This window comes from Mesorhizobium sp. M0207 (assembly GCF_040321995.1).
Classification (GTDB): domain Bacteria; phylum Pseudomonadota; class Alphaproteobacteria; order Rhizobiales; family Rhizobiaceae; genus Mesorhizobium.
The window spans coordinates 37,401-57,705 of sequence record NZ_JAMYSQ010000015.1 but is presented as its reverse complement, the minus strand read 5'-3'; the positions used below and the strand labels follow the sequence as shown (position 1 = coordinate 57,705).

At 64.5% G+C, this 20,305-nt stretch carries 23 protein-coding genes; 8 read left to right on the top strand and 15 right to left on the bottom strand.

The window, feature by feature from the left end:
- Positions 1-56 precede the first annotated feature (56 nt).
- Positions 57-2,054: an AI-2E family transporter gene (locus NKJ15_RS20015; protein WP_502906928.1), complete on the top strand. Its 1,998-nt coding sequence runs from the start codon at positions 57-59 to the stop codon at positions 2,052-2,054.
- 124 nt (positions 2,055-2,178) lie between these two features.
- Here NKJ15_RS20015 and NKJ15_RS20010 read toward each other — a convergent pair whose 3' ends face one another.
- The 9 genes from NKJ15_RS20010 to NKJ15_RS19970 form a co-directional block, all read right to left on the bottom strand.
- Positions 2,179-3,114 (bottom strand): phosphatidate cytidylyltransferase, encoded by a 936-nt coding sequence (locus tag NKJ15_RS20010; protein ID WP_023675663.1) that lies wholly within the window; start codon positions 3,112-3,114, stop codon positions 2,179-2,181.
- Between the two features lie 22 nt (positions 3,115-3,136).
- The gene (locus NKJ15_RS20005; protein ID WP_352816997.1) at positions 3,137-3,799 is read right to left on the bottom strand and encodes a lysophospholipid acyltransferase family protein; all 663 of its coding nucleotides are present in this window, start codon (positions 3,797-3,799) and stop codon (positions 3,137-3,139) included.
- A gap of 8 nt (positions 3,800-3,807) precedes the next feature.
- Positions 3,808-4,236 (bottom strand): hypothetical protein, encoded by a 429-nt coding sequence (locus NKJ15_RS20000; protein WP_352501219.1) that lies wholly within the window; start codon positions 4,234-4,236, stop codon positions 3,808-3,810.
- Positions 4,233-5,576: a phosphatase PAP2/dual specificity phosphatase family protein gene (locus NKJ15_RS19995; RefSeq protein ID WP_352816994.1), complete on the bottom strand. Its 1,344-nt coding sequence runs from the start codon at positions 5,574-5,576 to the stop codon at positions 4,233-4,235. Before NKJ15_RS19995 ends, NKJ15_RS20000 begins: the two co-directional genes overlap by 4 nt.
- 2 nt (positions 5,577-5,578) lie before the next feature.
- On the bottom strand, positions 5,579-7,366 hold the full coding sequence (locus NKJ15_RS19990; RefSeq protein WP_352816991.1) for a bifunctional alpha/beta hydrolase/class I SAM-dependent methyltransferase: 1,788 nt from the start codon (positions 7,364-7,366) through the stop codon (positions 5,579-5,581).
- 26 nt (positions 7,367-7,392) lie between these two features.
- Positions 7,393-7,995, bottom strand: a complete 603-nt coding sequence (locus NKJ15_RS19985; protein ID WP_352472125.1) for a CDP-alcohol phosphatidyltransferase family protein — start codon at positions 7,993-7,995, stop codon at positions 7,393-7,395.
- 109 nt (positions 7,996-8,104) lie between these two features.
- Positions 8,105-8,785, bottom strand: a complete 681-nt coding sequence (locus NKJ15_RS19980; RefSeq protein WP_352816985.1) for a hypothetical protein — start codon at positions 8,783-8,785, stop codon at positions 8,105-8,107.
- Positions 8,786-8,848: 63 nt separating this feature from the next.
- Complete coding sequence (locus NKJ15_RS19975) at positions 8,849-9,370, bottom strand: Hsp20/alpha crystallin family protein (protein WP_352541166.1); 522 nt, start codon at positions 9,368-9,370, stop codon at positions 8,849-8,851.
- A gap of 29 nt (positions 9,371-9,399) precedes the next feature.
- Positions 9,400-9,876: an Hsp20 family protein gene (locus tag NKJ15_RS19970; protein WP_352816983.1), complete on the bottom strand. Its 477-nt coding sequence runs from the start codon at positions 9,874-9,876 to the stop codon at positions 9,400-9,402.
- Positions 9,877-10,219: 343 nt separating this feature from the next.
- On the opposite strand from NKJ15_RS19970, the gene NKJ15_RS19965 reads away from it, so the two are divergent.
- Together NKJ15_RS19965 and NKJ15_RS19960 are read left to right on the top strand one after the other, a co-directional pair.
- A complete protein-coding gene (locus NKJ15_RS19965) occupies positions 10,220-10,432 on the top strand; it encodes a hypothetical protein (protein WP_245274651.1) in 213 nt (70 codons plus the stop codon).
- A gap of 137 nt (positions 10,433-10,569) precedes the next feature.
- Positions 10,570-10,839 carry a DUF982 domain-containing protein gene (locus tag NKJ15_RS19960; RefSeq protein ID WP_352472120.1) on the top strand — a complete coding sequence of 90 codons (270 nt, stop codon included), beginning with the start codon at positions 10,570-10,572 and terminating at the stop codon, positions 10,837-10,839.
- A gap of 116 nt (positions 10,840-10,955) precedes the next feature.
- Here NKJ15_RS19960 and NKJ15_RS19955 read toward each other — a convergent pair whose 3' ends face one another.
- Positions 10,956-11,225, bottom strand: coding sequence for an usg protein (locus NKJ15_RS19955; protein ID WP_352457304.1), 270 nt, complete (start codon positions 11,223-11,225; stop codon positions 10,956-10,958).
- Positions 11,226-11,563: 338 nt separating this feature from the next.
- Here NKJ15_RS19955 and NKJ15_RS19950 point away from each other — a divergent pair, with 338 nt between their 5' ends.
- From NKJ15_RS19950 to NKJ15_RS33030, 4 genes are all read left to right on the top strand, one after another.
- Positions 11,564-11,878, top strand: coding sequence for a co-chaperone GroES (locus NKJ15_RS19950; RefSeq protein WP_352457303.1), 315 nt, complete (start codon positions 11,564-11,566; stop codon positions 11,876-11,878).
- Positions 11,879-11,935: 57 nt separating this feature from the next.
- Complete coding sequence (gene groL / locus NKJ15_RS19945) at positions 11,936-13,567, top strand: chaperonin GroEL (RefSeq protein ID WP_352472117.1); 1,632 nt, start codon at positions 11,936-11,938, stop codon at positions 13,565-13,567.
- Positions 13,568-13,670: 103 nt separating this feature from the next.
- Complete coding sequence (locus NKJ15_RS19940; protein WP_352472116.1) at positions 13,671-13,886, top strand: hypothetical protein; 216 nt, start codon at positions 13,671-13,673, stop codon at positions 13,884-13,886.
- Positions 13,883-14,512, top strand: a complete 630-nt coding sequence (locus NKJ15_RS33030; RefSeq protein ID WP_502906927.1) for a DUF982 domain-containing protein — start codon at positions 13,883-13,885, stop codon at positions 14,510-14,512. The genes NKJ15_RS19940 and NKJ15_RS33030 overlap by 4 nt, the downstream gene beginning before the upstream one ends.
- Before the next feature lie 207 nt (positions 14,513-14,719).
- Here NKJ15_RS33030 and NKJ15_RS19930 read toward each other — a convergent pair whose 3' ends face one another.
- From NKJ15_RS19930 to NKJ15_RS19910, 5 genes are all read right to left on the bottom strand, one after another.
- Complete coding sequence (locus NKJ15_RS19930) at positions 14,720-15,217, bottom strand: GNAT family N-acetyltransferase (RefSeq protein ID WP_352816979.1); 498 nt, start codon at positions 15,215-15,217, stop codon at positions 14,720-14,722.
- Between the two features lie 90 nt (positions 15,218-15,307).
- A complete protein-coding gene (locus tag NKJ15_RS19925; RefSeq protein WP_352472114.1) occupies positions 15,308-15,676 on the bottom strand; it encodes an endonuclease domain-containing protein in 369 nt (122 codons plus the stop codon).
- Positions 15,677-15,917: 241 nt separating this feature from the next.
- The gene (locus NKJ15_RS19920) at positions 15,918-16,934 is read right to left on the bottom strand and encodes an ABC transporter permease (RefSeq protein ID WP_352816977.1); all 1,017 of its coding nucleotides are present in this window, start codon (positions 16,932-16,934) and stop codon (positions 15,918-15,920) included.
- Positions 16,931-18,499 (bottom strand): sugar ABC transporter ATP-binding protein, encoded by a 1,569-nt coding sequence (locus tag NKJ15_RS19915; protein ID WP_352816974.1) that lies wholly within the window; start codon positions 18,497-18,499, stop codon positions 16,931-16,933. Before NKJ15_RS19915 ends, NKJ15_RS19920 begins: the two co-directional genes overlap by 4 nt.
- 229 nt (positions 18,500-18,728) lie before the next feature.
- Positions 18,729-19,679 (bottom strand): substrate-binding domain-containing protein, encoded by a 951-nt coding sequence (locus tag NKJ15_RS19910; RefSeq protein WP_352472200.1) that lies wholly within the window; start codon positions 19,677-19,679, stop codon positions 18,729-18,731.
- Positions 19,680-19,997: 318 nt separating this feature from the next.
- On the opposite strand from NKJ15_RS19910, the gene NKJ15_RS19905 reads away from it, so the two are divergent.
- The gene (locus NKJ15_RS19905; protein ID WP_352472112.1) at positions 19,998-20,222 is read left to right on the top strand and encodes a hypothetical protein; all 225 of its coding nucleotides are present in this window, start codon (positions 19,998-20,000) and stop codon (positions 20,220-20,222) included.
- The last annotated feature ends 83 nt before the right edge of the window (positions 20,223-20,305 follow it).

Sequence of the window (20,305 nt, the reverse complement as noted above, 5' to 3'; positions counted from 1 at the left end):
AGTTGCAGGCCGGCTCAATATGCCCGATCATGGCGACGGCGGAGCGGAGGTATCAAGTGGCGGCAAATCGTCGAAACGACGCGCACCTGTCGGAGCCCCGGCGGGCGGGCATCGTTTCCGCGGCCAGGGCGCTTCCGCGCACATCGTTGCCCAGCGTAGCGTCGGTCGTGACGGCCGTCGCGGCGCTCTATTTCGGGCGCGAGGTCTTTCTGCCGATCGCAATCGCGCTGCTGCTTACCTTTGCGCTCGTGCCCATGGTGTCGGCACTCAAGCGAGCCGGCATTCCGCGTCTTCCGGCCGTGATCGCCAGTGTGCTCGGCGCATTCACGGTGCTGGCGCTGTTCTCCTTCATCGTCGCCACGCAGGTCAGTGAACTGGCGCAGAACATTCCGCTCTACCAGGCGAATATCCTGACCAAGGTCCGGTCGCTCAAGGAAACCGGCGTCGGCGGCGGCATCGTTTCCAGATTGAGCCGGGTGATCGAACGCGTCGGCCAGGAACTCGACAGACCCGAGCCCGTACAACCCGCCGCCGATCAGCCTCCGCGGGAACCGATCCCGGTCGAAATCGTCGCGCGCGAACGACCGCTCGAGGTCCTCCAGAATCTGATCGGCCCGCTGCTGAGCCCGCTGGCATCGGCCGGACTGATCGTCGTGGTCGTCATATTCATGCTGCTCGAGCGGGAGGACCTGCGCGATCGCTTCATACGCCTCGTCGGCTATGGCGATCTGCATCGAACCACCGAGGCGCTGCAGGATGCCGGCAAGCGCGTCGGCCGCTATCTGCTCATGCAACTGGTCGTGAACATCGTCTATGCCGTCCCGATTGCAATTGGACTTTGGCTGCTGGGCATACCCAATCCATTGCTGTGGGGTTTGCTGGCGCTGGCGCTGCGCTTCGTTCCCTATATCGGCCCGGTCATCGCGACGCTGTTGCCTCTGTTCCTGGCGCTTGCCGTGGCGCCCGGCTGGTCGCTCGTGCTCTGGACCGCAGGGCTTTTCGTCGTGGTCGAACTGATCACCGGCAACGTGATCGAACCCTGGCTCTACGGCTCGCGCACCGGGCTGTCGCCATTGGCCATCATCGTTGCGGCGATCTTCTGGACCTGGCTCTGGGGGCCATTGGGCCTGGTTCTGTCGACGCCGCTCACGGTCTGCCTCGTCGTGCTTGGCCGCCATGTGCCGCAGTTCGAATTCCTCGACGTTCTGTTCGGCAACGAACCCGTGCTCGAACCGCACGCCCGGCTTTACCAGCGGCTGTTGGCCGGCGATCCCGAGGAAGCGACGGACCATGCCGAGGAGATGCTGGACGAAGAATATCTGGTCGAGTTCTACGACAAGGTCGCGATTCCCGCACTTCTGCTCGGCGAGCAGGACCGGGTGCGTGGTGTGCTGAGCGACGAGCAAAGACAGCAGGTCGCGGGCAGCGCGCTGACGATGGTGGCGAACCTCGACGACAGCGCGCAGGAGGAGGCGGAAGCGGACGACACGGCCGCGGCCGAGGACAACGGCTCACGCGAGGACAAGCACATTCAGGGGGAGGTTCAGGGCGAGGAGTACACCGAACTGCCGGATGGCACGGGCATGTCGGTGCTGTGCGGCGGCGGGCGCGGCGAACTCGACGACGCGGCGGCCGCCATGCTGGCCCAGGTGCTCGAAGTCCAGGGCGCTACGGTGTTGAGAGCGAGCTTCGCCGAGATGGAACCGGGGAGCATTCGCCGCCTTGAGCTCGACGCCGTCGATAGTGTCGTCATCGGATTTTTGAACCGGGATTCCGTCAAGCACGGGCGGTTCCTGGTCCGTCGGCTGAAACGCGCCAAACCAAGGTTGCGAGTGGGCATCGTGTTGTGGTCGGAAGCCGACAGCGACAACCAGGAGGCAGATGCCAGATTGGCCAACGAGATCAACGCCGATTTCGTCGCACATGGCATGGTAGGCGCGGTGCTCGGTGCGTTGTCCAGCGCTCCGCCGGTGGCGCTGAAGACCACCGCCAAACGCCGCATGCGCCGCCTGACGCCGGCGCGCAAGAAAGAGCCGCTCGCCGCGGCAAAATGAGCGCGGCGAAGACTGCGGCAGGTCGGGTTATTACCGCTTTCGCGAAAGTGGTAATAACGAAACGGATCAGGTTATCTTCGCAAGGTCGCGCTGAACCGTCCGCCGCGGCAAACGGCGCCAACCTTCATACAGTCCAGAAATAGCGCACCGTATGGAAGAAGACCGGGGCGGCGAAGACCAGGCTGTCGGCACGGTCCATCATGCCGCCATGGCCTTCGATCAGATGGCCCCAGTCCTTGACGCCTTGATCGCGCTTGATGGCGGAGGCGACCAGCCCGCCAAGGAAGCCCATCAGGCAGGCGATGAAGGCGACGCCGGCTGCCTGCAGCGGCGAGAACGGCGTCAGGAACGACAGCAGCGCGCCGAGCAGGCTCGATGCCGCCAGCCCGCCGACCAGCCCCTCCCAGGTCTTCGACGGCGAGACCGTCGGCGCCAGGAGATGCCGGCCGAACAGCTTGCCGAAAATATATTGCAGCACGTCGCTGCCTTGCACGGTGATGATCAGGAAAGCGATCAGCAACAGGTTGCGGCCTTCGAAGCCTGGCACCTCGAGCGTCAGCAGCGCCGGCACGTGGCTGACGCAGTAGACCGAAATCATGACCGCCCATTGCTGCGCCGAGACGCGCTCGAGAAAGCGTTCGGTGTCGCCGTGCAGCGCGGTGATCGCCGGCATCAGCAGGAAGCAGTAGACCGGGATGAAGATGGTGAACAGGCCATACCAGGCGGTCCACACCAGCCAGTACTGGAACGGGATGACGATGCCGAACATGCCGAGCAGCACCCAGTGGTCGCTGCGGCGGCTGTGCGTCAGCGTCACGAATTCGCGCAGCGCGGCGAACGAAATCAGCGCGAACAGGATGGTCATGCCGGGGCGGCCGAAGAAGAAGGCGACGGTGATCGCCACCACCATCACCCACCAGGCATTGATGCGCTGGGTGAGGTTGACCAGCGTCGGCGACAACGGCTTTGGCGCGCGCCATGACAAGACGCCGGCGACGACGCTGGCGCTGATCAGCACCGCCAGCAGGCCGACAATCAGAATGAGGGTTTCGTGCATCATCGGCAGCATTTTGCCTTGGTCCTCAATCGTCTCGCTGCGGCCGGGGGTTCAGCGCCAGCAGCGTTTCGCGGGCGCGGTCGAGAAAGGCGCGGCGTTCCTCACCCGGTTGAATGGCGATCGGAGCGCCGAAGACGACGCGGCAAAGCAGCGGCACCGGCACGAATTGGCCCTTGGGCAGCACCCGCGACATGTTCTCGATCCAGCACGGGATGAGCTCGACATCGGGCCGCGCCATCGACAGATTGTAGAGGCCGGAGCGGAACGGCAGCAGCGGTTCGTCGGTCATGTTGCGCGTGCCTTCGGGAAACAGGATCAGCGAGTGGCCCTGGTCGAGCACCGACAGGATGATCGAGATCGGGTGCTGCGTTTCATCCGTCCACTGCCGGTGGATCAGCACGGAAGACAGCATGTCCTCGGCAATGAAACGGCGCAGCCGCGACTTGCTCCAATAATCGGCGGCCGCCACCGCATGGGTACGGGCGCGTTCCTTCTCGCTGAGGCAGGCCGACAGCAGGATGAAATCGCCGTGGCTGGCATGGTTGGCGAAGTAGATGCGCTGCCGGTCCGATGGCTGGCTGCCGTTCCAGATCGGCCGCACGCCGGTGACCACCCAGGCCAGTGCCGACAGGCCGACCGAGGTCACCGTCTGCAGCAGGGTGTAGGTGCTGACGCGAAGCTTTGTCATGGACGGGCTCAAAAGAATGCCGCGACGACCGAGGCCGCCGCGAACAGGCTGAAGGCGATACGCTGCTTGGCGAGCAGACGGCGCGTGCCGGCCATCCGCTGGTCGAGCGAGCGGCCACCGGCCGCCGTGGGTTTCAGCCGCATGCGCGCCAGCACGTCGTCGATCGCCGCAGCGCCGCCTGCCTCGCTGGCGTGGCTGGCCATCAGCCGGAACAGCAGCGCGTCAAACAAAAGCAGGGCCGAGAGAATAATTGTGGCTATGGCACCCGCGGCGGCGATCAGCCAGGCCGCCGCGGACAGCGACGATGTTTGCGGCGCAGTCGCCAGGCCGATGACCGGCGCCGCCAGCAAGGCAGCAGCAATCAACAGCAGCGGCCACGCCACCTGCACCATCAGTCCGGCGGCGAACGTCTCGGCCTTATCTCGAAAGGCGGTCATGTCGCCGCGTCCATGCCAAGATGCACAGGTCGGCCCGCGGCGGCGAGCTGGCCTCGCGCCTGATCCGGCGTGGCGGCCCGGCCGCTGGCGACCAGCCATTCGGCGACGACGGCGGCGCTGCGCTGGAAGCCGAGCGCACAGCAGACCAGCACCGTGCCCTGGCTCTGCGCCGTCTCGATCGCCGCCACCGCTTGCGCACGCGCCTCGCGAGACGGCGGCAAAAGGTCGACCATGGGCAGGCTCAACCAGCGGATCGAGGCGCCACGCGGCCGTTCCAATTCGCCGGCAAGGTCGATCACCGTGCCGAAGGCGTCGGCCTCGGCGGCGGTCGGAAAACGGCCAAGGGAAACACCGTCGGCGATGACGATCTGCGCCGGGAGCTTTCGCGTCCATGCCCACACATTGACCTTGGCGGCAACCCGGTAGGGCCACAGCAGAAGACGGCTGGCCAGCGACACGCGGCCATCGGCTGTTTTCTGGAACACCTTGGCGCCGGCGCCGGCATAGGCGAAAGCGACTATGGCCAGCGCCAGTGCCGGCCACAACAGGATGAGCCATAGCGCCGAGACCAATGCGCCGGCAGCAGCGCCGGCCAGCGCAAAGGCTGCGCCAAGCGCATAGAACAGCGCCAGAAGCCGCGCTTTCGGGTCCGCGGTCAGGCGGAAGCCGGCGAAAGGCAAGGCGCCGTCGCGCGGAAACAGCCACAGCGCGAAAAGACCGAGCAGCGCGCCGGTCGGTATGTCGATGAAATGGTGCTGCCACGTCGTCAGCACCGAGGCGCCGATCATGAAACACCAGACATGCCAGGCGACGCCGGCGATGCCGGTCAATCTGTGACGCCAATGGTCCCAGATGATGACCAGCAGCGCGATATGCAGCGACGGCGCCTGGTTGAAGGGTTTGTCGAAGCCGCCGAGCACGGCGAACATGAAGCCGGGCAGGCCGCTCGTCTGCGGGCGCACGAACGTGGCAGTCAGCGGGAACAGGATGAAGCAGGCGACGGCAACGATCTGTGCCGTCAGATAGCGGCCGGCGAGGCGGTCGACGCCGCTCTTCGAATTGTTCAACAGCAGCGACAAGCCGTAGAACAGGTTGATCGACCAGTAGGGCACGATCGTCCAGGCAAGGAACGGGATGCCATGCTCCCAGCCAAAGACGATGCTGCCGACGTCGTCGCGCCGCGACGCCAGCCAGTTGGCGAAGCCGTAGGTGGCGTAGAAGAACGGCGCCACAAATGCCAGCCACAATGCGGCGCGCAGGACGATCCCGGGATACGGCTCGCGCGGCAAGGCCGGAAGGGCAGGGGCATCGCGAGGTAAGGCAGAGGCAGGCAGGTCCATGCTCAGACGCGCCGCGCGACCGAAACGGTGAAGATGCCCCACTGGTCGATGCGCTGGTCGAGCTTCTCGAAGCCGGCGGCCGCCACCAACTGGTCCATCTCGGCCTGCGTGCGGCGGCGCATCACCCATGCCTGGCCGCCGCGGTGCGAGGTCAGGCTGCGCGCGATCATCTCGAGCTGCGGATGCCAAGGCTGGTTGGTGTAGACCAGCAGGCTTCCGGGCTGCATGGCGCTGGCCAGTCCACCGAGCGAGCGGGCGATCATGGCATTATCGGAAAACAATTCGTAGAGCCCCGAGACGATGGCGAGATCCGGCGCCGGGTCGAGCCCGGCCAGCAGCGTGGCGTCGAAGGCGTCACCTCGATGGAACGAGACGGTCGCCGGCAGCTTGCGCTCGGCGATCAGCTTGCGGCCGAGCGAGACGTTGAGCTCGGAGAAATCCTGCAGCCGCACGCTTGCCGGCGGCGCGGCGCCTTTCTGCACGGCATCGAGCACATAGCGGCCATGGCCGGCGGCGATATCGACGATATGGACCGGCCGACCGGCGGCCTTCAGCGTCTCAACGGCGCTGCCTATCAGCTCCTCCAGATGCAGCTTGCGCTGGCGGATGCCGCGCCAGCCGATGGCATCGAGAAAGGTGCGGTCGATCATGCGGCCGATGGGGCTGATGCCGCGCGCCTCGTTCTCATAGACATAGTCGAGCGTCGAGCCGGAATCGAAGCCGGTGGCAATCCCCGTCTTCATGCCGGACGACAGCCAGGCGCCCATGCGGATCGAGGCGCGGCTCATTGCCCAGTAGAGCCCCCTGGGAGACAGCAGCGGCAGCGGCGAGGCCAGCCGGTCGGCCTCGTCGCGTGTGTAGCCGGCGCGGTCGGCCCAGGTCAGGTCGACCGGCTCTTCCGGCGCCGCGAACTGCTTTTCGAGGAAGGGCCTGATCAGGTCGAGTGCCTTGTGGCGGTCGCGCTCGCCCAGCGTGTCGTGGAAGAAGCCGGGCAGCACGTGCCGCTCCTTGGCCGGGCTCGCCAGATTGACGAAGAATTCGTGCTGCGGTCCATGCCGCACCACCCAGTCGCTGCCGGAGATCAGAAGCTGTGTCGGCACGGTGATTGCGCGGGCATCGGCGACGATGCGCGCGGCATGATCGTAGAGCTCGACCAGGATGTTGGAGGCGATCGGCCGGGTGATCAGCGGGTCGGCGCCGAAGGAGGCGATGCGCTCGGGATCATGCGTCAGGAATTTCGCCTTGACGTAGGAATTGACGAAGAAGCGGCCCTTCAGCTTCTGCCACAACGCAATGCCTTGCTTGGCGAAGGGTACGTAGAGCTTGACCGAGAAGGCCGGCGAGGCCAGCACCAGGGCGCGAATGTCGGGCGCGTAATCATGCACCCAGGCGGCGGCAAGCACGGCGCCGAAGGATTGCGCGATCAGCGCGATATCGCGCCGGGCAAAGCCGTCGCTGCCGATCTCGCGCACAAAACAATCGATGTCGCGCACCAGTGCGGCAAACGATGGCGCATAGCCGCGTTCGCCGGCGGAGCGGCCATTGCCGCGCGCGTCCCAGGCATAGAAGGCGTGGTCGGGCATCTGGAGCTCGTCGACCAGATGCGCCATGCGGCCGCCATGCTCGTGGCCGCGATGGAACAGCAGGATGGCGCCCTTGCGGTTTTCCGACAGCGCCGGCCAATAGCGGTAGAAGATCTCGGTGCCGTCATGGCTCTTGAAGCTGCGCTCCTGCGCCACCCGCTCGATATTGGCTGAAGCCACTGCGGCAACCGTCTGTTGGTGAAGCATGTTGTTCTCCCTGGCGAGACCGGAATTCAGCTGCCGCTCCCGTTAAGGCCGCTGCGTATCCGGTTGATGGCGGTCGCCAGCGAGAGTGTAGCCATGGCCGGAAACACGAGCGGCGTGAGCGCCGGGACCCACAGGCCGGACGCGATAAGCACGGCGAGGATGCCGAGCGCCAGCGCCCGGTCGCTTTTGCCGAACGGGCCGGCATAGTTGCGCCCGGTTCCGGCGGCGATGCCAAGCACGCCGGCGAACTCCGTGATCATAGCCGCGATCGCGAATGCAACGACGCCCCAGGCAGGAAAAATGACGGCAAATGCCAGGATCAAAGCGAGGTCGGAGATCATATCGCAGAGCTCGTTGAGATACATGCCGAGCTTCGAGGCCTGGCCATGTTCCCTTGCGAGCATGCCGTCGATCGCATTCAGCGCCATTCGCGTAAACAGCACGAGCGGCATCAGCAGAAAGACCACGCGGTGGCCGGCAAGGGCTGCCACCGCAAGGCCGGCGGCGAGCGAGAGGGCAGCGGCCAGCAGTGTGATCTGGTTGGCGGTGACGCCGGCCCTGGCCAGGCCGTCGGCAAGCGGCCGCAGCCTGGCCTGGAAGGCCGGTTTCAGCGCATAAAGCGTCGGCATATGCGAACCCCCCGGCCGCGGTGCAAATGATGTTGGCGAGGATGGTCAATTGGCGCGCAAGACGCAAGGGCGGCGCCCTGCCACTTTTCGACATCCGGTTGCGTCGGCGCTAGCTTTCGCTGTCGCCACTGTCGCCCGGGAACCGTGCGGGCAAGCTTTCTTCGGCCGCCGCCCAGGCGCGACTATGATAGCGCCGCAGGATGAGAATGCATGTCGCGAAGACCGCCAGCCCGCAAATCACGCCGGGCGACATGCCCCCGCCGAAAGCGGACTTAACAACGATGCCGGTGAAGACGCCGGCAATGGCGCCGTTGATCGTGCCCACCATCCCCGCGGTGGTCATGAAATATTGCAGCGGCGAGGGTCTGAGGCCCTTGTCGACCAGCACCGCCGAGGGGTCGTCATGCGTGGAATTGACGAGGTATCTTTGCAGGACGGGCGCCAGTTCGACGAAATAGTGGCGGATCCTGGCCATGCCGCGGGCATGCACCATGTCCTCGATGGCAACCTGCACCGCGCGCACAAAGGTGACCAGTCCGATGAAGAAAAGGCAAGGCAGCAAGATCAGGCTGAACAACACGAACGGCCTGCCCATCTCCGTGACCTGCGCGACGAAGGACAAGGCAATCGTTGCGCTTGAGACCGAGGTCAGGAACAGATCGGCTCTCTGGTTCGCTTCCTGAATGGTCGCGGCGCGAGCGTTTTGCAGCACGAAATGCTCGGCCGTCAGGCACTGCAGGGCGTGCTGCGCCTGGTCAGGCGGAACCGGAGCGTCGGGAGAACGGGTCATCGACATTTGCCCGCTTCTGCCCGCCGGAACCGACAGGCAGAAGGGACGTCGTCCTACGAGCCGTCAGGACTTGCCGTCGCCGCCGGTGATGGCGATACGCTTGGCCTTTGCCTGGGCGCGCTCCGTCTTGGGCAGCGTCACGCTGAGCACACCGTTCCGGAACGCGGCGTTCACCTTGTCTTCGTCGACTTCGTAGCCGAGCGGGATACGCCGCTCGAAACGGCCATAGAAGCGTTCGGAGAACTGCCTGTCCTTGTCCTCGGTCTCTTCGCGCTTCTCGCCGCGCAGCGTCAGCACACCGTCATCGAGCAGCAACTCGACGTCTTTCTCGTCCATGCCGGGGATCTCGGCGGTGACGCGGATCTCCTTTTCGCTATCGGAGATTTCGACACTCGGCCAGCTGGCGCGGGCAGCGGAGAAGCCACCGAGCGACGGCAGCCTCGTGTCGAAGCCGCGGAACGCCTCGTCGAACAGGCGGTTCATTTCGCGATGCAGCGTCAGGAAGGGATCGCCGTCGCCGTTGCGGAACAGGCTGGGGGGCTGATTGTTCTCCCGGCCCCACGGAATGAGATCACGAATAGCCATTGCATAGTCTCCTTTCTCGACTGGTGCATTCAGGCAGCCTGCTTGTTTGCTTCGCCCTGCGCGACCTTCGACCCGGTCTTCGGCGAGGCGACATCGGTCGCGATGGCGATGCGCCGAGGCTTCATCTCCTCTGGCACCTCACGTACCAGATCGATGCTGAGCAGGCCGTTGTCGAGCGAGGCGCCTGCGACCTTGACGTGATCGGCAAGCTCGAAACGGCGGGTAAAGGGCCGTGTGGCGAGGCCATGATGCAGATACTCCGCGTTGTCCGGCTCCTTGTGCTGGCCGGAGACAATCAGGAGGTTGGGTTCATGGGTGATTTCGAGGTCGTCCTCGGAAAACCCGGCTACGGCGATGGTGACGCGGTAGTTGTTCTCGCCGCTGCGCGCGATGTCATAGGGCGGCCAGGCGTCGAAGGCCTGCGGAGCATTTTCCAGCAGGTTGAAGACGCGGTCGAAGCCGATGCTCGACCGATAGAGCGGGGAAAAGTCGAATGCGGTTCTCATAGCTACATCCTCCATCGAGCAACATAGATACGAGGGGCGCCAAAGAGCTGGCGCTCCCTGGTTCCGCCGGCCCCATTTCGGCGACCGGTGCCTTCGATCTGGTTATTGTCCGCCGCAAGTCAAGACCCGGTGGCTCTCGCGTTGCCGGTTTTTGGGCCGGTTTTCGGTCGGTTCGGCGGGGCTGCCAATCTCGCCACAAGTGGGGAGATGTCCGGCAGGAGATTGCCTGTTGGTTTCAATTGCCAACGCTGACTTCCCCGGCCGGTTATTGTCTGCAGCAGGTCAAGACCCAGATTTCTTGTGTTGCCGGGCCCGTTCCCGGCACTCGCAGATGGAGCTGACCATGACACGCGACGAGATCATTTCTGTGCTGGGCCCGGTCGACGAAGCCGTGATCGCCGACATTGCGGCGACGGACGGGACGGTCCAGGAATTGCGCGAGGCCCTGGCCTGGATCGCCGCCGACGAGGCGCTGGTGAACGAGGGCCGACCGCTGCCGACGGCAAGGGTAGCGACGCTGATCGAACTGCTGCAAGGGCCGGACGAGGAGGAATAACCGGCTGTTGCCGCGATGCTCTTGAACCGCGCAAAGGGACGAACCATGTCCTTCAGCGGCGCCGGCCGGCCGCCGGTGCCGCCAGCACAACGTTGCTTGCTCAAACAAGAAGACGATCAGAAAACAAGGAGGAAGTGATGGACGACGTCCGCTTCGCCGAGCCGATCACGTTGAAATTCCAATCCAGCGAGCGCAAGGTCGCCAGCAGTTGGGAAGCCATCGAATGCATGCGCCAGCAGTGGCCGGACCGTGCACGCGGCCGGAGCTGGCGCACCGCCTATCGGACCTGCCGCGACGCGCTCGACGGCTGGCGCACCGCGCGCGATGCGCGCAAGGCCTTCGTCAGGGCGGCGCGCAAGGCTGGATTGCTCGCATCGGCCCGTAAGCCTGTCGACCACGCCGGCTAGTCCGGACGCCCTCCGATATTGTGAGATCCAAAACAAAGTGGGGGAGAGTCAGCTACCCCTCTCCCCCGCTTCGGAGGCACTTTGTTTGCTGTCTGGCGGCAGATCGGGCTTGCTCCTCAGTGGACGGTGATAATGCCATTTACGGCCCGCCATTCGGACGGTTGGATCAGACGGTGATGAGCCACGCGCACCGAATGCAGCGGGCCTTCGATCTCGCGCTCCCAGAAATCGAGGAAATGCTTCAGCGTCGGGAAATCAGGGGCGATATCGTATTCCTGCCAGATATAGAGCTGAAGCAGGCTTCGATGATCGGGCAGACGGTAGTGGATCTCCGCCGTGGTGAGGCCAAACCCTTGCATCTGGAGCTGAAAGTCCCTGCTGGTCATGCAATCCTTCCTTTCCCAATGAACCTCGTCTGCAAAACGCCTCGCCTTCCACATAGGTTCCAGCCGCCGGCAAGCGGCTCAGGAGACGGACAGATTTGGAAATCCGGCCGGGTCATCGCGCCGGAAACGGCGAATGTGCGAACAATTACAGCGTATTGGCACTCTCAGGCGTCGAGTGCTAAAATTTTTGCATGATCCTCTTGAAAGCTGAAAAAAGCGCGACTAGTTCGTATGCGCGCGATGCCTGAAGAAGAGATCGCGCACCCCGTGCCGGGCCGATATTGCCGGTCCGGTCAGGAGGATGTTCGAAAATCTGTTTGTCCCGAGAGGAGAACGACATGGCGTTCCGTCCATTGCATGACCGCATCCTGGTCCGCCGCATCGAGGTCGACGAAAAGACCGCGGGCGGCATCATCATCCCCGACACCGCCAAGGAGAAGCCGCAGGAGGGCGAGGTCATTGCCGCCGGTCCGGGCGCGCGCGACGACAGCGGCCAATTGCAGCCGCTCGACGTCAAGGTCGGCGACCGCATTTTGTTCGGCAAATGGTCCGGCACCGAGATCAAGCTCAATGGCGAGGATCTGCTCATCATGAAAGAGAGCGACGTGCTGGGCGTGATCGAAGCCACGGGCGAAATGAAGAAGGCTGCCTGAGCGGGGCCTGAACAAGCATTCCAGTCAACGAAAAGCTGCCTATCGAGGAGTGTTCCAATGGCTGCCAAAGATGTGAAATTTCATACCGAAGCCCGCGAGAAGATGTTACGCGGTGTCGATATGCTTGCCAATGCGGTGAAGGTGACGCTCGGTCCCAAGGGCCGCAACGTTGTCTTCGACAAATCGTTCGGCGCGCCGCGCATCACCAAGGACGGCGTGACGGTGGCAAAAGAGATCGAGCTCGAGGACAAGTTCGAGAACATGGGCGCTCAGATGGTCCGCGAAGTTGCTTCGAAGACCAGCGACACCGCAGGCGATGGCACCACGACCGCGACGATTCTTGCTCAGGCCATTGTCAGGGAAGGGGCCAAGGCGGTCGCTGCCGGCATGAACCCGATGGATTTGAAGCGCGGCATCGACAAGGCGGTCGACGCCGTGGTCGCCGACCTGAAATCCAATGCCCGCAAGGTGACCAGGAATGACGAAATCGCTCAGGTCGGCGCCATCTCTGCCAATGGCGATGCCGAGATCGGCCGCTTCCTCGCAGAGGCGATGGAAAAGGTTGGCAATGAGGGTGTCATCACTGTCGAGGAAGCGAAGACCGCTGAGACCGAGTTGGAAGTGGTCGAAGGCATGCAGTTCGACCGTGGGTACCTCTCGCCCTATTTCATCACCAATCAGGATAAGATGCGCGTCGAACTCGAAGAACCCTATGTGCTGATCCACGAGAAGAAGCTGTCCAACCTGCAGGCCATGCTTCCTGTGCTCGAAGCCGCCGTGCAATCCGGCAAGCCGCTGTTGATCATCGCCGAGGACGTCGAGGGCGAGGCGCTGGCGACGCTGGTCGTCAACAAGCTGCGCGGCGGCCTGAAGGTCGCGGCCGTCAAGGCACCGGGCTTCGGCGATCGCCGCAAGGCCATGCTGGAGGATATCGCCATCCTGACCGGCGGCACGGCGATCTCGGAGGACCTCGGCATCAAGCTCGAGAACGTCACACTGGAGATGCTCGGCCGCGCCAAGAAGGTGCTGATCGAGAAGGAGAACACCACCATCGTCGACGGCGCCGGCCGCAAGGATGAAATCCATGCGCGCATCAGCCAGATCAAGGCGCAGATCGAGGAAACCACCTCCGACTACGACCGCGAAAAGCTGCAGGAGCGGTTGGCCAAGCTCGCCGGCGGCGTCGCCGTCATCCGTGTCGGCGGCTCGACCGAGATCGAGGTCAAGGAGCGCAAGGATCGCGTCGACGACGCCATGCACGCCACACGCGCGGCGGTTGAGGAGGGCATCCTGCCCGGCGGCGGCGTGGCGCTGCTGAGAGCGGCGAAGGCGCTCGATAATGTCGTCGTCGACAATCCCGATCAGAAGACCGGTGTCGACATCGTGCGTCGCGCCATCGAAGCGCCGGTGCGCCAGATCGCCGAGAATGCCGGCGCCGAAGGTTCGATCATCGTCGGCAAGCTGCGCGAGACGGGCGAGTTCGGCTATGGCTGGAACGCGCAGACCAACGAGTTCGGCGACCTCTACAGTCAAGGCGTCATCGACCCGGCCAAGGTCGTGCGCACTGCTCTCCAGGGTGCCGCCTCTGTTGCCGGCCTGCTGGTGACGACCGAGGCGATGGTGGCCGAGAAGCCGAAGAAGGAAGCTGCCGCACCGGCCATGCCCGGCGGTGGCGGCATGGACTTCTAAGGCCAGGCTTCCAAAGCGCGACTTCGAAACGGCAGATGGGCCGTGCCCGCCAAAAGCGGGCACGGTCTTGCCGGTCCGGAACTAATGCTGAGCAGGTGTTGCCATGGATATGATGGACAGTTTTGGAAAGATCGCGGCGCCGACCCGCCCGAAAAACGATTTCAACTATGAAACCGACTGCAGGGCGGCGCTGGCGCCTTTGGTCGACGGCTTGCTGGATATGGCCGAGTCGGCCGGCTGGGACCGCCGCAAGGCGGCCTACACGCTGATGTTTCTGTCGGCTCAACGCGTGGGGGCCGGCACGGAGGAGCGCAAATGATCGCGGCGCGGATGCGCGAATGCCTGCGCCTGCTGCGTTGGTCGGAAACCGATTTCGCCGAAGAGGCGGGTTACCCGCTCGCCAAGGCAAAGGCGTGGCTCTACGGGCGCGAACATCCGCCGCTGGGCGTGGCGGCCTGGCTCGAGGCGCTGGTCAAGGTGCATCGGCTGCTGCCGCCGCCGGGCATGCAAGCCGTATTGCATTCACCGATCGACGCCGTCCTGCAGGCGGATCGAAGCGCCCGCGCGGTTGAGTTCCGCAAGGAGCCGATTGAGCCAGGAAAGGAGAGTGTCATGCATCGTGCTTCGTTCGACAAGCCGGTTACCATCCTCACCCGCCTCGGTACGCCGACGAAGATAGAAAGCGCGGCTGAGGCTTATGCACCTTTGGCTGAGTGGCCGGCAACGAGCCGGACGACCGCGCATGACATCGCCGCAAAAGCGTGCCGTGCAGCACTGGAAGGAGAGATCGACGCCGAGACGGCGCGCGCCACCTTCGTTGCCTTCGCCCGCCGCAACGACCTGCTTGCGCCGCAGACGAACGGGATGGTTGCCGGCGAGAGCGTTGCTGGCGCGACGGTTGCCGACTGGGCAACGCGCGCACAGCGCGTCAACGCCCCAGCCTGAGCGGTTGGAGAAGTCGCCAATCTCCCCCCTTGAGGGTCCCTTGAGGGGGAGATGTCGCCGAAGGCGACAGAGGGGGTCGGTACGTCCTGGCGCGACGCCATGTTGGACGAAAGAGAAAGTTGGCGCCTCACGCGCGGCTATCCCCTCTGGCCTGCCGGCCATCTCCCCCTCGAGGGGGGAGATTACGCGCTCAGCCGCTTTCGCCTACTAAGCCATCGGTAGCAGCCGGCGCATGATCAGCGAGGCATGGCCGCCCACCCCGTGTGCAGCCGGCCGGCGCTCGACGACCTCGAAGCCGTGCTTGCGATAGAAGGCGATTGCGCGGTCGTTGCCCCCGATCACTTCCAGGGCGATGCTGGGAATACCCGCATGCGCGGCAAGAACGGCATGCAGCAGGTCGGCGGCAAGGCCGGTGCCGTACTCGCTTTTGTCTATATGGAGCCGCTCGAGCATGACCTCGCCTTTGTCGTCCATCGCGGCCATCGCATAACCGGCGAGCGAGCCGTCAGCCCGCTCGGCGACGAAGGACATCTTGCTGTCGTCCCTGAGCTCGGCCGCCAACCGCTCCGGCGCGTGCCTCTCATCCGACAGCCGTGCCGTCGTCTCGGCACCCAGGATCGGCGAATAGGTGTGTCGCCAGGACCCTCCAAGCAGCCGCGACACCGCCGGAACGTCCTGTTCGGTCATGGTTCTTATTTGGGTCATTGGCACCTCGCCTCAGAAACCTGCCCCTTTTGAGCGGAGATGTCCGGCAAGACAGAGAGGTGCTGTCCCGCCGGCCCTGCACGGCTGAGTTCAGCGCACATCCGCGCCGGCCACCATGACTATGTGCTGGCAGACATTGTCGATATCGCGAATGACGTCGTCGTTCCAGAACCGCAGGATAGTCCAGCCCAGCGCTTCAAGCCGTGCGCTTCTGGTAGCGTCCGATATTGAGGCATCGGCCCGGGCATGCTGGGAGCCATCCAGTTCGACAATCAGCTTTTTGTCCGGGCAGGCAAAATCGACAATATGGCCTGCAATTGGCATCTGCCGCCGAAATGCCAGCCCCATGAGTCGATGCGCCCTGACCTCATTCCAGAGCTTCAGCTCGGCATCCGTCATGGCCTTGCGCATCTTGCGCGCATTGCCGCGGTTACGGGGAGGTACGGGATAGTGATTCACTACTTCTATTCCTCAGCGCGAACCTTGCCCATCTTCTCTATGCTGCGCTTGAACACCCCCCTCTGTCCTGCCGGACATCTCCCCCTCAAGGGGGGAGATTGGCAGCTTCGCCGAAAATTCTCCCTTCTTTAGAGATTGGCGAAAGCTGGAGCGACGTCCAATCTCCCCCCTTGAGGGGGAGATGTCCGGCAGGACAGAGGGGGGTGCTGGCCCGCCGACCTGGATAGGCATGGCACCTGTATCACCGCCTTACCCGCGATTTCAGCCAGCGGTCGAAGGCCACGGCGAGGATGAGGATCAGGCCGATGACAATGCTTTGCGTGTAGGACGAGACGTTGTTGAACTGCAGCCCGTTCTGCAAGACGCCGATCAGCCCTGCACCGACCACCGTGCCGCCGACGCTGCCGATGCCGCCGAACAGCGAGGTGCCGCCGATGACGACCGCCGAGATCACCGTCAGCTCGTAGCCGATGCCGGCGACGGCTTCGGAGGAGTTGAGCCGCGCCGACAAAACGAAGGCGGCAAGGCCGGCGAAGAAGCCGACGATGATGTAGACCGAGATCAGGATGCGGTCGACACGCAGGCCGGAGAGTCGTGCCGCCTCGGCATTGCCGCCGACGGCATAGACCGCGCGGCCGTAACGTGTGTAGCGCAGCACGATATGGCAAAGGATCGCGGCAATCGCGAAGATGATCGCCGGCACCGGAACCGGGCCGATCAGGCCGGTACCGAACCAGCGCATCGAGGCGTCGAAGCCGGAGATCGGGCCGCCATTGGAAATCGTCAAGGTCAGGCCGCGAAACACGGTGAGGCCGCCAAGCGTGACGACGAAGGGCGGCACTTTCAGCCTGGTGATGGCAAAGCCCTGGACGCCGCCGGCCACGGCACCGACGACGACGGCCGCGAGAAGGGCGGCGAACCAGCCATAGCCCTGCGTGCCCGTTGTCGACAGCGACAGCGTGTTGGCGGTGCCGCCCTTGGCCACCACCGCCGCGACCATGCCGCAGAAGGCGAGCAGCGAGCCGACCGACAGGTCGATGCCGGCGGTGAGGATGACGAAGGTCATGCCGAGCGCGATCAGGCCGGTGATCGAGATCTGGCGCATGATGTTGAACAGGTTGATCGGGTCGATGAAGCTCGGCTTCAGCACGGTGAAGACGACGATCAGCAACCCCAGGAACATCAGCGGGCCGAAGCTCATCAGCAGGCGCGCAATATTGACGCCGCCGCGCTGGCTCCGTTCGGTCGTGCTGGTCATTGCGTTGCTTCCTGCTTCTGGTCGAGCGCCATCAGTTCCATCAATTTCTCCTCGGTCGCCTCGATACCGGGCATCTCGCCGGTGATGCGCCCGCGCCGCATGGTGACGATCCTGTCCGACACCGCAAGCACTTCGGGCAGCTCGGACGAGATCATCATGATGGCGATGCCGCGCGCGGCGAGCTCCACCAGGATCTGGTGCACTTCCGCCTTGGCGCCGACATCGACGCCGCGCGTCGGTTCATCGACGATCAGCACCTTGGGATCGCGCGCCAGCCAGCGGGCAAGGATCACCTTCTGCTGGTTGCCGCCGGACAGTCCCTCGATCGCCTGCTCGGGCGAAGCCATGCGGATCGACAGCATCTTCCTGTAGTTCGCCAGCGCCTCGCGTTCGCGCCGCTCGGCCATGAAGCCGACACTGGAGTAGCGGTCGAGCGCGGCGATCGAGAAATTGGTGAGGATGGCGAGTGCTGCGAAGATTGCCTGGTGCTTGCGGTCCTCCGGCACCAGGCCGATGCCGAGCTCGATGGCGTCGGCGGGTGAGGCGGGCGCGATCGGCTTGCCGTCGAGCCTGATGGTGCCGGCGGCAATGCGGTCGGCGCCGAAGATGGCGCGGGCGAGCTCGGTGCGGCCGGAGCCGACGAGCCCGGCGACGCCGAGGATTTCGCCCGCCTTGAGGTCGAGATCGACGCCTTCGAGCACGATGGCGTGCGGCGCCTGCGGATCGCGCACCGTGCGCAGGCCGCGCACCGAGAGCCGGACGTCGCCGGCGACGTCGCGCTGCGTCGGCCTGGCATAGAGCTCGGAAGCGGCGCGGCCGACCATCTTCTCGATGATCTTCGGCAGTTTGATCGGCCCGCCTTCGCGGTCGAGATGGCCGGCCAGCCTGCCGTCGCGCAGCACCGTCATGCGGTCGCAGATCGCCGCGGCCTCCTCCAGCCGGTGGGTGACGAACATGATGGCGACGCCATCCTTGCGCAGCCGGTCCATGATCGACATCAGCCTGTGCACTTCGGTTTCGGTCAGCGCCGAGGTCGGCTCGTCCATGATGATCAAGCGGCTCTTCAGCGACAGCGCGCGGGCGATCTCGACCAGCTGCTGCTCGGCCACCGACAGTGCCGACACCGGCGTCGCCGGGTCGAGGTCGAGGCCGACGCGGGCAATGATCGCGCGTGAGTCTTCTACCATCTTTCGCCAGCTGACCAGCCCGAACCGGCCGAGCGGCGCGCGACCGATGAAGATGTTCTCCGCTACCGTCAGCGTCGGGATCAGGCTCAGTTCCTGGTAAATGGTGACGATGCCGAGGCGCTTGGCATCCTGCGGATTGTGCGGGCTGAATTCGACCCCATCGAAGACGATGCGGCCGCTGGTTGGCGGCATCACGCCGGACAGGATCTTGAGCAGCGTCGATTTGCCGGCTCCGTTCTCGCCGAGCAGGCCGAGAATCTCGCCGGGGCGGACTTCGAGCGAAACGTCGTTCAGCGCGGTGACGCCGGCAAAGCGCTTGGTCACGCCCTCGACGGTGAGCAGGGCGGGAGAGGGCGCGATGGCGGCTGCCTTGGGCACAGTTTGCTCCTGGATTGCGATTGTCGGCGGGTCAGCGCCCCCCTCTGTCCTACCGGACATCTCCCCCACGAGGGGGGAGATTGGATGTCTTTCGCCAATCTTCCTGCGTTGCAGAAAAGGCGCCATCGGCGAAGCTTCCGATCTCCCCCCAAGTGGGGGAGATGCCCGGCAGGGCAGAGGGGGGCGCGACAGAATGCTACTTTTTCCGCTGCGCGCCCTTTGTGCAACCTTACTTCGTCTCGCCCAGCCTCTCCGCCTTGTCGAGATTGTCCTTGCCGATGACGATCGGCGTCAAAAGCACCAGCTTTTCCTTCGGCTCGGTCTTGTCCCTGGCGTAGGCGACCGCGATCTGCACCGCAGTGCGCGATTGTTCGCCGGGGAATTGCTCGACCGTTCCGGCCAGCTTGCCGTCGCGCACGGCGACCAGCGCTTCGGGAAGCGCGTCGAAGCCGTAGATCTTGACGTCGGTGAAGTTGCGCGCCGCGCAGGCTTCAACCGCGCCAAGCGCCATGTCGTCATTGGCGCAGATGATCGCGTCGGGCTTGCCGTTGGCGGCAAGGCCGGCCTCGGTGACGGACAGCGCCTCGGCGCGGGCGAAGTTGGCGGTCTGCTCGAAGATGATCTGGTACTTGTCCTTCATCGGATCGAGGACGTTGTGCACACCCTTGTTGCGGTCGATCGCCGGGCCGGCACCGGGCTGGCCCTGCAGATGGAAGATCTTGGCGCCGTTCGGGAATGCCGCCACCATGGCCTTCGCTTCGGCCTCGCCGCCCTTGACGTTGTCGGCGCCGACATGGGCAAGGATGCCCTCGACGCCTTCGACACGGCGGTCGATGGTGACGACGGGAACGCCGGCCTTGACCGCTTCCTCGATGGCTGGGGCCAGCGCATTGACGTCGAGCGGCGAGATGACGATGGCGTTGACCTTCTGCACGAGCGCCGCTTCGATATCGGCGGTCTGCTTGGGCGCCGAATTCTGGCCGTCGCTTTCGACCAGGTTGACGCCCTGCGCCTGGGCTTCCGCCTTGATCTGGTTCAGCATGTGCACGAAGAACGGAAAGCCGAGGCTCGGCACCGAACCCAGGATGGTCAGCTTGTCCTGGGCAAAAGCCAGTTGCGGAGCGGCCAGCGCCAAAGCGCCCATCGCCGCGGTCGACAGCAGGAATTCACGTCTGTTGATCAATTTAGTCTCCTCCCAGATGAGCGCACGACCCCGAAACCGGAATGGGTTTTCCGGAAGGTTCCTTGCGTCGATTCAAAAATGGAGTGTCCTTCGAGCGCCCAACTCGTGTTTGAAGGGACGCAACGGCGCTCCAGCCGGTCCACCGCGACGTTCTCCTCCACTCGGTGCCTGCCGGCGGATGCTAGCCAAGGCCGGAGCTTTGCGCAAGAACGCGCTACCGCGCGAGGGCTCGCAGCGACCGCCAAATTGACAGCCGACACGCTCTCGGCCATCCTTAAGGCACGCCGCCTTGCGGCTTGTGCGTGAGTAACCAGCATGGCCAGTTCCGTCGCCAGTCAGAAATCCAAGCGCGCCGCGGTACGGAACGCGCTCGACCGCCACAAGGTGTACATCACCGCGCAGCGTTTTTCGGCCGGCAGCTACAGCGCGCGGGTGCTGGTCAACGGCGAGGCCTATTGGGTCGACGAATTCCGGCTCAGCCAGCTGCAGCAGGGCCTGTCGCCGGCCGAGCTCGAATTGACGCCGGCCACCGACGATTGAGCGGCATGACGCCGACCTGCCGCATGCTGACAAAATGATTCAAGACATGCGCATCAAGCCGTTGTTTTTGCGCAAGAGCATGT